At 64.7% G+C, this 12,345-nt stretch carries 10 protein-coding genes; 8 read left to right on the forward strand and 2 right to left on the reverse strand.

The window, feature by feature from the left end:
• Nucleotides 1–26: 26 nt before the first annotated feature.
• The 8 genes from QE444_RS07215 (at nt 27) to pncB (ending at nt 7,147) form a co-directional block, all read left to right on the forward strand.
• Nucleotides 27–320, forward strand: a complete 294-nt coding sequence (locus QE444_RS07215) for a co-chaperone GroES (protein WP_007161933.1) — start codon at nt 27–29, stop codon at nt 318–320.
• 39 nt (nt 321–359) lie between these two features.
• Nucleotides 360–2,000, forward strand: a complete 1,641-nt coding sequence (gene groL / locus QE444_RS07220) for a chaperonin GroEL (RefSeq protein ID WP_133863005.1) — start codon at nt 360–362, stop codon at nt 1,998–2,000.
• A gap of 175 nt (nt 2,001–2,175) precedes the next feature.
• On the forward strand, nt 2,176–2,850 hold the full coding sequence (locus QE444_RS07225) for a response regulator transcription factor (RefSeq protein WP_187978456.1): 675 nt from the start codon (nt 2,176–2,178) through the stop codon (nt 2,848–2,850).
• Between the two features lie 2 nt (nt 2,851–2,852).
• Nucleotides 2,853–4,142 (forward strand): HAMP domain-containing sensor histidine kinase, encoded by a 1,290-nt coding sequence (locus tag QE444_RS07230; RefSeq protein WP_309737649.1) that lies wholly within the window; start codon nt 2,853–2,855, stop codon nt 4,140–4,142.
• 91 nt (nt 4,143–4,233) lie between these two features.
• On the forward strand, nt 4,234–4,920 hold the full coding sequence (locus tag QE444_RS07235; RefSeq protein WP_133863002.1) for a class I SAM-dependent methyltransferase: 687 nt from the start codon (nt 4,234–4,236) through the stop codon (nt 4,918–4,920).
• Between the two features lie 27 nt (nt 4,921–4,947).
• Nucleotides 4,948–5,646: a lipopolysaccharide kinase InaA family protein gene (locus QE444_RS07240; RefSeq protein ID WP_187978458.1), complete on the forward strand. Its 699-nt coding sequence runs from the start codon at nt 4,948–4,950 to the stop codon at nt 5,644–5,646.
• Complete coding sequence (locus QE444_RS07245; RefSeq protein ID WP_178083940.1) at nt 5,643–5,861, forward strand: hypothetical protein; 219 nt, start codon at nt 5,643–5,645, stop codon at nt 5,859–5,861. Before QE444_RS07240 ends, QE444_RS07245 begins: the two co-directional genes overlap by 4 nt.
• Nucleotides 5,862–5,944: 83 nt before the next feature.
• Nucleotides 5,945–7,147 (forward strand): nicotinate phosphoribosyltransferase, encoded by a 1,203-nt coding sequence (gene pncB / locus QE444_RS07250; RefSeq protein ID WP_187978459.1) that lies wholly within the window; start codon nt 5,945–5,947, stop codon nt 7,145–7,147.
• Between the two features lie 202 nt (nt 7,148–7,349).
• On the opposite strand, the gene selO is transcribed toward pncB, so the two are convergent.
• Both selO and mscK read right to left on the reverse strand, forming a co-directional pair.
• Nucleotides 7,350–8,810 (reverse strand): protein adenylyltransferase SelO, encoded by a 1,461-nt coding sequence (selO, locus tag QE444_RS07255; protein ID WP_309737650.1) that lies wholly within the window; start codon nt 8,808–8,810, stop codon nt 7,350–7,352.
• A 185-nt stretch (nt 8,811–8,995) separates the two neighbouring features.
• Complete coding sequence (gene mscK, locus QE444_RS07260) at nt 8,996–12,340, reverse strand: mechanosensitive channel MscK (protein ID WP_309737651.1); 3,345 nt, start codon at nt 12,338–12,340, stop codon at nt 8,996–8,998.
• Between the last annotated feature and the right edge of the window lie 5 nt (nt 12,341–12,345).

Here is a 12,345-nt window from a genome sequence, read left to right on the forward strand (position 1 = left end):
CACTTAGAACTTTGGGAGATACGACAATGGCGCTTCGTCCTCTGCATGATCGCGTTGTGATTCGTCGCAGCGAAGAAGAGACCAAATCCGCTGGCGGCATCGTGCTGCCGGGCTCGGCTGCCGAAAAGCCGAACCGCGGTGAAGTGGTTGCCGTAGGCACTGGACGCGTGCTGGACAACGGCGACGTCCGTGCTCCGGCGGTGAAAGTGGGTGACAAGGTGGTTTTCGGTCCCTATTCCGGCAGCAACGCCATCAAGGTCGATGGCGAAGAACTGCTGGTGATGGCTGAGTCCGAAATCCTGGCCGTTATCGAAGGCTGATCCCCGCTCACTTTTCGAATTTCTTAGAGGAAACAGAACATGGCTGCAAAAGACGTCAAATTCGGTGACTCCGCGCGCAAGAAGCTGCTGACCGGTGTCAACACCCTGGCCGACGCCGTCAAGGCCACCCTGGGCCCGAAAGGCCGTAACGTGGTTCTGGAGCGTAGCTTCGGTGCTCCCCTGATCACCAAGGACGGCGTGTCCGTCGCCAAGGAGATCGAGCTCAAGGATCGCATCGAGAACATCGGCGCCCAGCTGGTGAAAGACGTGGCCTCCAAGGCCAACGACGCTGCCGGCGACGGCACCACCACCGCCACCGTGCTGGCCCAGGCCATCGTCACCGAAGGCCTGAAGTCCGTGGCCGCCGGCCTGAACCCGATGGATCTGAAGCGCGGCATCGACAAGGCTACCGCTGCCGTCGTCGCCGAGCTGAAGAACCTGTCCAAGCCCTGCGCCGACAGCAAGGCCATCGCCCAGGTAGGCACCATCTCCGCCAACTCCGACGAAAGCATCGGCAACATCATCGCCGAAGCCATGGAGAAGGTTGGTAAGGAAGGCGTCATCACCGTCGAAGAAGGCTCGGGCCTGGAAAATGAACTGTCCGTCGTCGAAGGCATGCAGTTCGACCGTGGCTACCTGTCGCCCTACTTCATCAACAAGCCCGACACCATGTCGGCCGAGCTGGACAGCCCGCTGCTGCTGCTGGTCGACAAGAAGATCTCTAACATCCGCGAACTGCTGCCGGTGCTGGAATCTGTCGCCAAGGCCGGTCGCCCGCTGCTGATCGTCGCCGAAGACGTCGAAGGCGAAGCCCTGGCCACCCTGGTGGTCAACAACATGCGCGGTATCGTCAAGGTCGCTGCCGTCAAGGCGCCGGGCTTCGGTGATCGTCGCAAGGCCATGCTGCAGGACATCGCCATCCTGACCGGCGGTACCGTCATCTCCGAAGAAGTCGGTCTGAGCCTGGAAAGCACCACCCTGGAGCACCTGGGTCAAGCCAAGCGTGTGGTCCTGAACAAGGAAAACACCACCGTCATCGACGGCGCTGGCGTGGAAGTCGACATCCAGGCCCGCATCAAGCAGATCCGTGCCCAGGTCGAAGAAACCTCTTCCGACTACGACAAAGAGAAGCTGCAAGAGCGTCTGGCCAAGCTGGCCGGCGGTGTTGCCGTGATCAAGGTTGGCGCTGCCACCGAAGTCGAGATGAAAGAGAAGAAAGCCCGCGTTGAAGACGCCCTGCACGCTACCCGCGCTGCCGTGGAAGAAGGCGTGGTGCCTGGCGGCGGTGTCGCCCTGGTCCGTGCCCTGGACGCGCTGAAGGACCTGAAAGGCATCAACGAAGAGCAGAACGCCGGTATCAACATCCTGCGTCGCGCCGTCGAAGCCCCGCTGCGCCAGATCGTGGCCAACGCCGGTGACGAAGCCTCCGTCGTGCTGGACAAGGTCAAGCAGGGCAGCGGCAACTACGGCTACAACGCCGCCACCGGCGAATACGGCGACATGCTGGAATTCGGCATCATCGACCCGGCCAAGGTGACCCGCAGCGCGCTGCAGGCCGCTTCTTCCATCGCCGGTCTGCTGATCACCACCGAAGCCATCGTGGCCGAGCTGCCGAAAGACGACTCCGCTCCGGCCATGCCCGACATGGGCGGCATGGGTGGCATGGGCGGCATGATGTAACACCCGCTCCGGCCCCCGGGCCGAGCCCAACCCCGGTGCTCCTCGCGGACACCGGGGTTTTTTATGGCCGGTCGCCGGCCCGCCCGCGCTGGTCGAGGCCGCCGGGGCCGGTTAGGCTCTGTGCCGAACAGACGACAACGAGGCCCGCGGTGGGCTCGGGCAAGAGGTCAGCGACATGCGTATCCTGGTGGTGGAAGACAACCGCGACATCCTCAGCAATCTGCTGGACTACCTCAGTCTCAAGGGCTACAGCGTGGATTGCGCCCAGGATGGGCTGTCGGGCCTGCACCTGGCCGCGACCGAGCACTATGACCTGCTGATCCTCGACATCATGCTGCCCGGCATCGATGGCTACACCCTCTGCCAGCGGCTGCGCCAGGATGCCCGCCGCGACACCCCGGTGATCATGCTCACCGCCCGCGATCAACTCGACGATCGTCTGGAAGGCTTTCGCTCCGGCGCCGACGACTATCTGGTCAAGCCCTTCGCCCTGTCCGAATTGGCCGCCCGCGTCGAGGCGGTCATGCGCCGGGCCAAGGGCGGCGGGCGGCGGCAGCTGCAGGTCGCCGATCTCAGCTATGACCTCGACACCCTGGAGGTCAGTCGCGCCGGCAAGGCGCTCAAGCTCAATCCCATCGGCCTCAAGATTCTCGCCCTGCTGATGCAGAAGTCGCCCCATGTGGTGCGGCGCGAGGTGCTGGAGGAAGCGGTATGGGGCGAGGACTACCCTGATAGTGACAGCCTGCGCAGCCACGTCCACCAGTTGCGCCAGGTGATCGACAAGCCCTTCGAGCAGCCGCTGCTGCGCACCATTCACGGCGTGGGCTACAAACTGGTCGAGCAGGACTAGCCATGGAATATCACCTGAGCCTGTCGCGACGGATCGTCATCGCCTTCGTGCTGATGACCTTTCTGGTGGGTGGCGTCTTTGCCCTGGGGATCGTCGCCGCGGTGCATACCGTCGAGGAACGCCTGATCTCCACCGATCTGCACAATGAACTGGAGCGCATGGTGCAGCGCGACATGAAGCGCGGCGGCCAGCCGGTGCTGGACCCGGACATGCGCCTGTATTTCGTGCCTCTCACCGAGGTGGCACAGCTGCCAGCGCACCTGCGCGAGCTGCCGGCCGGCTTCAGTGAAGTGGAGGAGGATCAACAGTACTTCTATGCCTATGTGGCCGAGCTGGAGGGCAATCACTTCGTCCTGCTGCAGAACCAGAGCGATTTCGAGGCGCGCGAACGCCTGCTCTACAAGGTGGTGCTGGTCGGCTTCCTGATCAGCGTGGCCCTGGCCTGGCTGCTGGGCTGGGCCCTGGCGCGGCGGGTGATCGCCCCGGTCGTACGGCTGGCGCGTCAGGTGCGCCGGCGTGACCAGTTGCTCGATGTAACCCCGCCCCTGGCGCCGGACTACGCCAAGGACGAGGTCGGCGAGCTGGCCGGGGCCTTCGACGATGCCCTGGAGCGCCTGCGTGCTGCCCTGGCCCGGGAACGGCTGTTCACCAGTGACGTCAGCCACGAATTGCGTACTCCGCTGATGGTGATCAATTCCTCCTGCGAATTGCTCGAGGCCACGCCGGATCTGCCAGCGCGGGCGAAGGGTCCGCTGGAACGGATGATCCGTGCGGCGCGGGAGATGCAGGAACTGGTGCAGACCTTTCTGGCCCTGGCGCGCAACCAGGGCGACAACGACACCCAGGCCCCGCGGGCCACCCTGGCCGACGTGGCGCGGCGGCAAACGCAGGAGTGGCAGGCGGCGGTGGAAGCCAAGGGCCTGCAGTGGCGGCTGAGCGTGGCGCCGGGGGCTGACCAGGCGCTCTGGCACGAGCCCTTTCTGCGCTCGGTAATGAGCAATCTGTTGCGCAATGCGCTGCATTACACCGAGCGGGGTTACATCGGCCTGCATGTCGGGACGGACGGCTTCGTGGTGGAAGACAGCGGCGTCGGCATCCCCGAGGAGCAGCGCGAGGCGATGTTCCAGCCCTTCGTGCGGGGCGCGGAGGGGCGTGGCGAGGGCCTCGGGCTGGGCTTGTCGCTGGTGCGCAGGATCTGCCAGCTGCAGGGCTGGCACGTGAACCTGGGTGAAAGCACGGCGGGCGGTTGCCGCTTCGAGATAGCACTCGGCACCGACAGACTAGCGGACTGAGGTTACAGAAATTTCACAAAGGCTTGACCGGGGTTTGACAGGGGGCCGGGTAGGGTGGCGGCACTTCTCCACTCCCTCAGGAGCCGCCTCCGTGAAAGCGCCCATCGACCTGCCCTTTTCGCAAAAGTACGACGCCGACCACGCCCGCCAGTATTACCTGAAGCATCAGGACGGTCTGGCCCGGCGTCTGTCCAACTGGCGCGACCAGCAACTGGCGCGGCAGGCCCTGAGCATCGCCGGCCAACCCAATCTGGTGCTGGATCTGCCCAGTGGGGCAGGGCGCTTCTGGCCGCTGCTGGCGGAAAAGCGCAATCGCCTGATCATCGGTGCCGATTACTCGGAAAACATGCTGGCCACCGCCCGCGATCAGCAGCCGGCGGACGTCGTGGCCCGAGTGAAGACGCTACAGACGTCGGCTTTCGCTATCGACCTGTCTGACAATTCTGTAGATTGCATTTTCTGTATGCGCTTGTTTCACCATGTGGGCGAATCGGCGGACCGACTGGCACTGCTGCAGGAGTTCCACCGGGTGACCCGCGACAGTGTCATCCTGTCGTTGTGGGTGGATGGCAACTTCAAGGCCTGGCGGCGTCAGGCGCTGGAGCGCCGTCGCAAGGCCCAGGGCCGCGACCGTGGCGGTTATCAGAACAGATTCATCGTCGAGCGCAGCCAGTTCGAGGCGGAGGTCGCCCAGGCCGGCTTCGTCGTCGACCGCGCTCTGGATTTCCTGCCGGGCTATGCCATGTGGCGGGTCTATGTCCTGCGCAAGGCCAATTGAAGCTATCTAGAATAAGAGAGGCAGCTGATGGGAGCCGTAACGCAAGGCGAAGAGCGTTTCGATCGCTGGTGGAACACCGCGGGTGATTGGGTGGAAGCCCCCAACGTCCGCCGCGGTGGCGAAAGCGGTGTTCAGCGCCTGCAGCTGCCCGACGGTACCCTGGCCTACGTCAAGCGCCAGGTCGGCCATCTCTATCGCAGCCTGCGTCATCCCCTGGGACGTCCCACCGCTCTGCGCGAGCGCGATGCGCTGATCGCCTTTCGCGACCTGGGCATTCAGGTTCCCGAACTACTGTTCTGCGATGCCCAGCATGCCCAGGGCGGCTGGCGCGCGCTGCTGGTGAGCGCCGCTCTGGAAGGCTATCAGGACCTCGATCAGTGGTACGCCGAAGGTGGCGGCCAGTCTCTCAGCGAAGCCGAGCACGAGCGTTTCCTGACCACCCTGGGCGAGGTGCTGGCGCGCATGCATCGGCACCGCTGGCAACACGGTTGCCTCTATCCCAAGCACATCTTCGTGGCCGAACGAGTCGGCCCTCAGGGCAAGGAATTCTCCGTCGCCCTGCTCGATCTGGAGAAATGTCGCCAGCGCATCGGTATAGACACGGCCGCCCGTCGGGATATGCTGCAATTACGCCGCCATTCGTCGTGGAATGCTGCGCAATGGCGAACTCTCCTCTACGTTTACCAACAGGCGTTGGGACGGAAGATCAGAGGGTTAGAGCCATGACTTCACAAATTACTCGAGGTTTGCTGATCGCGGCTTTCTGTGGGGTCACCACATTGGCCTATGCGAGCTGGCTGCGGCCGGCGGCGGTGGTGGTCGGCAGTGAAGGCCTCGAGTATTGCCAGACGCCGGTGGCTCGCAGCCTGACCACCTCCAGCACGGGTAGCCAGGACCTGCTGCTGTTTCTCTTCGGCATGACCCAGACCCACAACCGCTAGGCCCTCGGGCGGTCAAGCGCCTTTCGCTTCCTCGGCAAGTTGGGCATCCTGTCGTCTGACTTCTAGCTGCCGAGCCCCCGCCGATGATGGCCGATAGTTTTTCCGAGCAGGCCGTGCAAAGCCTGCTGGACACCGACTTCTACAAGCTCACCATGATGCAGGCCGTCCTGCACAACTATCCCAATGCGGAAGTCGAGTGGGCCTTTCGCTGCCGCAACGACGAAGACCTGCGGCCCTATCACGCGGCCATCCAGGCCGAGATCGATGCCCTCGCCGATGTCGCCATCAGCGACGGTCAGCTGGCCTTTCTCGAGCGCATCCCCTTCATCACCCCGGACTTCATCCGCTTCCTGCGGCTATTTCGCTTCAATCCGTCCTATGTGTTCCTGGGCGAGGAAGAAGGGCGCTTCACCCTGACCCTGAAAGGTCCCTGGCTGCACCTGATCCTGTTCGAGGTGCCGATCCTGGCGCTGATCAGCGAGGTGCGCAATCGCCAACGCCATGCCGATCTGCCGCTGCAGGTGGCGCAGGATCAGCTCTATCGCAAGTTCGACTGGCTGGCACGAGAGGCGGGCGCCGATGAACTGGCCGAGTTCAAGATGGCCGACTTCGGCACCCGGCGGCGTTTCTCCTATGGGGTGCAGGAGATGGTGGTGCGCAGCCTGAGGGACGACTTCCCCGGTCGCTTCGTTGGCACCAGCAATGTGCACCTGGCCTGGAAGCTGGATGTCGCGCCCCTGGGCACCATGGCCCACGAGTGGCTGATGGCGCACCAGCAACTGGGGCCGCGACTGATCGACAGCCAGATCTCCGCCCTCGACTGCTGGGTGCGCGAGTATCGCGGTCAGCTCGGTATCGCCCTGACCGACACCATCACCATGGATGCCTTCCTGCGCGATTTCGATCTCTACTTCGCCAAGCTGTTCGACGGCCTGCGGCACGACAGCGGCGATCCCCTGCAGTGGGCGGAAAAGGCCATCGCCCACTACCAGCAGCTGGGCATAGATCCCCTGACCAAGACCCTGGTGTTCTCCGACTCGCTCAACCTGGAAAAGGCCCTGGCGCTGTTTCGCGCCCTGCGCGAGCGGATCAACGTGAGCTTCGGTATCGGCACCCACTTCACCTGCGACATCCCCGGGGTGCAGCCGATGAACATGGTGCTTAAGATGAGTCGCTGCAACGGTCAGCCGGTGGCCAAGATATCCGACGCCCCGGGCAAGGCCCAGGGCGGCGAGCCGGACTTCCTGCATTATCTGCGGCACGTCTTCCAGGTCAACGGCGCCTAGATACGGTCAGCTCTCAGAGCCTTTTTATAATCTCGCGAGCTAGAAGCAAACAAGGCCTGGGCGGCCCCACGAAAAGGCTTGAGGAAGCGGACCGGGCTCGCGTGCGAGTTTACGAGTGGTAAATGAGCATTTCGACGGGGCTGGCCTTCCAGAGCCTTTTCAACGCAGTTTGGCCGACGCGCAGCAGGTTATAAATAGGCTCTCAGGACGAGCAGCTGATCTCCAGGTGCTTGCCCCAATCCGGCGGCCGCTGGGCGAAGCGCTCGCGTCCCGGCTGGGCCTCGAAGGGGCGTGACAGCACCTCGTGCAGCAGGCGCACCTCGCGGTAGTCGCCCGCTTCGGCCTGCTCGATGGCCTGCTGGGCCAGGTAATTGCGCAGCACATATAGCGGATTGACCGCATTCATGCGTGCGGTGCGGTCGGCTGCGGTACCGCCTTCGGCCTCCAGGCGCGCGCGATAGGCCTGGCCCCAGTCGTCGAAACCGCGCAGGTCGATGAAGTCCTCGCGCACCCGGGCCAACGCCGCGGCAGGTTCGTCTTCGCCCAGGTGACGGAAGAACAGGTGATAGTCCACGCCGCCCTGCTGCATCAGGGCCAGCAGGCGCTCGACCAGCTCCTGGTCTTCGTCCCGCGCCTCCTGCAGACCCAGCCGATGGCGCATCAGGTCGAGATAGTGCGCCTGGTACAGCGGCAGGAAGAGGGCGATGCTCTCCTGCAGCGTCTCCACCGCCACCTTGGGCGTCAGCGCCTGGGCCAGGGCCGCCAGGTTCCAGTGGGCGATGGGCACCTGGTTGCTGTAGGAGTAGCGCCCGGTGTGATCGGAGTGATTGCAGATGAACTGGGCGTCGAAGTCGTCGAGAAAGGCGAAGGGGCCGAAATCGAAGGTGAGCCCCAGGATCGAGAAATTGTCGGTGTTCATCACCCCGTGGCAGAAGCCATAGGCCTGCCAGTGGGCGATCAGCCGGGCGTTGCGCTCCACCACCTCGCGGAACAGCGCGGCCCAGGGCTCAGGCGTCGTCAGCAATTCGGGGAAGTGCGCGGCCAGCACATGCTCGCCCAGCTGCGCCAGCAGCTGATGCTGGCGGGTGTAGTAGAAGTATTCGAAATGGCCGAAGCGCACGTGGCTGGGCGCCATACGTAGCAGGGTGGCGCCGGTTTCCAGTCGTTCGCGCACCACCTGGGTGGCGGAGCCGATCACGCACAACGCCCGGGTGGTGGGGATGCCCAGAGCGTGCAGGGCCTCGGAAGCGAGGAATTCGCGGATGGAGGAGCGCAGCACGGCGCGGCCGTCGCCCATGCGCGAGAAGGGTGTGAGACCGGCGCCCTTGAGGTGCAGGTCCCAGTGTTCGCCGCGGTCGTTGACCGCCTCGCCCAGCAGTAGGCCGCGGCCATCGCCGAGGCGGGGGTTGTAGGAGCCGAACTGATGGCCGGAATAGACCATGGCCCGGGGTTCGGCGCTGTCCCAGAGCTGGGCCCCGGCGAACACCTGGGTGAATTCGGGCGTCTCGGCCACTGCCGGGTCCAGGTCCAGCAGCGCCATCGCTGCCGGCGAGGCGACCACCAGCCGCGGATCGTCCAGCGGCCGGGGGTCGATATGGGTGGAGAAGTCATCGCCCAGGCGGGCGAATCTGTTGTCGAAGGTCAGGTCGAGCAGCTGTTTCATGGGTATCCCAGGGGCTGTAGAGCCTGTTCATAATCTCGCGAGCTAGAGCCAAATAAGGCGAAAATGGCGGAGGAAGCGGATCGGACTCGCGCTCGAGTTTACGAGTGGTAAATGAGCATTCCGAAGCCATTTTTAACGCAGTTTGGCCGACGCGCAGCAGATTATGGACAGGCTCTTGGGGGCCGTCAGGCCTTGGATGGCTTGGGATCCTCGGCCTCCTGCTGGGCATCCCCTTCAGATAGGAGAGGCTTTTTGCCCAGTTGTTTCTCCGCACCGTGACGATTCTTTAGGGTGATCTCCATCTGCGGCGTCGACAGCAGGTTGATGCCGGCCTCGCGCAGCAGCTGGTCGACCCGGCGAATCAGCTCGTCGGTGGCGGCGCTGCGATCGCCCAGTTCCCGGACATAGATGCGCAATTCGTGATCGAGGGTGGTGGCGCCATAGTGGGTGACGAACAGCGAGGGTTCGGGGTCGTGCAGGACGCGAGTATTCTCCTTTACCGCCTGCATGATCAGCTGTTGCGCCTGGGCCAGGTCGCTGCCGCGATTGACCCCGAAGGTCAGCACGATACGGGTGACGGTGTCGGTCAGCGTCCAGTTGATCAGCTGGCTGGTGACGAAGGTCTTGTTCGGCACCACCACCGACTTGCGGTCGGCGTCGGTGATATGGGTGGCGCGGATGCGGATCTTGTTCACCGTACCGGTCACGTTGCCGATGGTGATGAGATCGCCGACGCGCACCGGGCGCTCGAAGAGGATGATCAGACCGGAGATGAAGTTACCGAAGATCTCCTGCAGACCGAAACCCAGACCGACCGAAAGGGCAGTGGCCAGCCACTGCAGCTTGTCCCAGCTCACCCCCAGGGTCGCCAGGGTGGTCACGGTGCCGAAGCCGACGATGACATAGGACAGCAGGGTGGTGGTGGCGTAGGCGCTGCCCTGGGCCAGATTCAGGCGTGACAGCACCAGCACCTCCAGCAGGCCAGGCAGGTTGCGCGCCAGGGCGACGGTGAGGCCGGCGATCACCAGGGCGATGATGAACACCCGCAGCGTCAGGGGGACCTGGGTGGCGGCGGCGCCGGTGCCGCTGGTGTACTGGTAGAGGGTGACGTTGTCCAGGTAGGAGAACACCGCCACCACGTCGGCCCAGACCAGGTAGAGGACGCCGAGGAAGGCCAGCAGCAGGGTCAGGCGCAACAGCCGCGAGGACTGCTGGTTGACCTGTTCCATGTCCAGGGTCGGCTCCTGCACCACCTCGACGCCCTCGGCGTCCTCCTGCTGCGCCTGGCGCTTCTGGATGGCGCGCTGGTAGGCCAGGCGCCGCGCGGCCACGCTCAGGCCGCGGGCCAGGGTGGCTTCGAGGATGATCCAGGCCATCAGCACATAGAGGGTGTCCACCAGGCGATCGGTGAGCTTGAGCGCCGTGTAGTAGTAGCCGAAGAGCACGGCGAAGAACAGCACGGCCGGAATGGCGGTGATCATCAGGCCGAGCAGCAGGCGGAAGAACGGCAGGCGCTCGCGGGCGGTGGCATTGAGCAGGGAGCGACCGAGCATCCAGGCCAGGCTGGCATAGGCGACCAGCACGATGAGGATGCCGAGGACGTCGTCGGCGAGGCCAGCCAGCTGGCGCTCGGCGATGGCCACCACCGCCATCAGCGCCAGGGCCAGCAGCCCCACCCGTCTGACCAGCCGGCGCAACGACTGCGCCTGGGGCCGGGCCCAGCGGAAATGGGTCTCGGCCACGCCGCCGGAGGCCAGCAGGCGATACACCGTGTAGAACACCAGCCAGCCGGCGGCGATCTCCAGCAGGGCCGCGCCGATGGCGGCGTTGACCCCGCGTTCGTCACCTTCCAGGGCCACGCCGCCCAGCCAGAGCACCAGGCTCGCCGGCAGGCCCAGCAGGATGGTGAGCAGGATCGCCTGGGGCGTGTGCAACTGGCTGTCGCGCTGATAGTGGCCGATGTCCTGGTTGAGCTTGTGGACCCGGCCATAGAGGCGTGGGCGCTGCCAGATCAGGGTGGCGAAGGCCAGCACCAGCGGCAGCAGCAGCAGCGGGCGCTCGGCCAGGCCGACATAGAGTTCATGCAGGCTGGAGCCCCAGGGCACGTCGCGCAGCTGCTGCAGCAGCTTGCGCGGCGCGGTCTTGACCCAGTTCCAGTCCAGCGGCTTGTTGCTGGGAATCCAGAACATCTGCTCGTCGAGGGTGCCGCGCAGGCTGGTGATGGTGCTGCGCAGCTGGTTCTGGTTGAGCTGCAGATCGATGGATTCGCTGAGCAGGGCATTGAGTTCGGTGTTGAGGCGCTCCTGCAGTTCGCTGCGGGTCTTGAGCAGGTCGAGCAGTTGCTGACGCAGCTGCGGGGTGGCCTTTTCCGGCGGCTGCTGGGCCAGCAGATTGTCGACGTAGCCTTCCGGATTGGCGATCTGGGCGCGCTGCTGATTGAGTTCGAACTGATAGAGGCGCAGATCGGCGATGTCGTCGGTGAGGTCCTTGTTGACCTTGACCGAGGGCAGTGCCGCCCGCTGCTGATAGAGCAGCTTGGACAGCAGCACGCTGCCCTTGAGCACGCCGATCTGCTGCTCCATGTTCTCGGTGGTCTGCTTGAGCTGGTCCAGCTGCTGACGCGACTCGAGATTGCGGCGGTTGAGGTCGTTGAGGCGATCGGTGGCGCGCAGCAGGTAGTCCGACAGCTGCAGATTGAGCCCGGTCTCCTGGGACAGCACATCGTCCCCGGCGGTCTTTTCCGATTCGCGGGAGGCTTCGGCCAGGGTCTTTTCCGATTGCTGGCGGCGCTTGCCGCTGATCAGCGTCTGCAGGTCCAGGGTCTCCTGCTCGTAGCGCTTGACCTGTTCGGTGAAGAGTTCGCGGCGGATGGCCCCCAGATCCTGCAGCACGCTGTTGCCGCCCAGTTCCTGGCGCAGCAGCTGGATCTGCGCATTGGCGGCCGCCTGTTCCGCCAGCAACTGACCGCGTCGCTCGGGCGTAATTGGCTTGGCGTTCTCGCGCCCGTTCTTGAGCAGATCGGCGATCTGCTGCAGGCGCGTCTGCAGATTGGCGATGTCCACCTGGGCGCGTTCGGGACGGGTCTGGGCATTGATCACCAGACTGTTGGCCGCATTGAGGTCGTCCTGCACGCTGTTGAGCGCCAGGCTGGTCTCGCTCAGACGCTGCTCCAGGGCCTGGGGCGTGGCGCCGGCATAGCGCTGTTCGGCCGGTTTGATAGGCTCGGCGCGCAGTCGCGCCAGTTGCCGCTGGGCATCCTTGATCTGCTGCGGCGCCTGGGCCAGCTGCTGGCGCAGATCGGCCAGCTGCTTGACGTACTGGTCACGCTGATCGAGCAGCTTGAGGGTCTGCTGCAGACTGTCCTGGGCGGCGCTCTGCTCGGGGGCGGGCAGCTTGCGATCGGCCAGCCCGGTCAGATTCTGCTGCACCTGCTGGGCATCCGGCGGCCCGGAATCCTGAGCCACGGCGGGAAGGGTGAACAGGCAACCGCAGAGAGCGGCGGCGCGAAGCAGAGCGGACAGGCGGTGCATGCGGC

This window comes from Pseudomonas sp. SORGH_AS_0199 (assembly GCF_031453735.1).
Lineage (GTDB): Bacteria > Pseudomonadota > Gammaproteobacteria > Pseudomonadales > Pseudomonadaceae > Chryseomonas > Chryseomonas aestiva.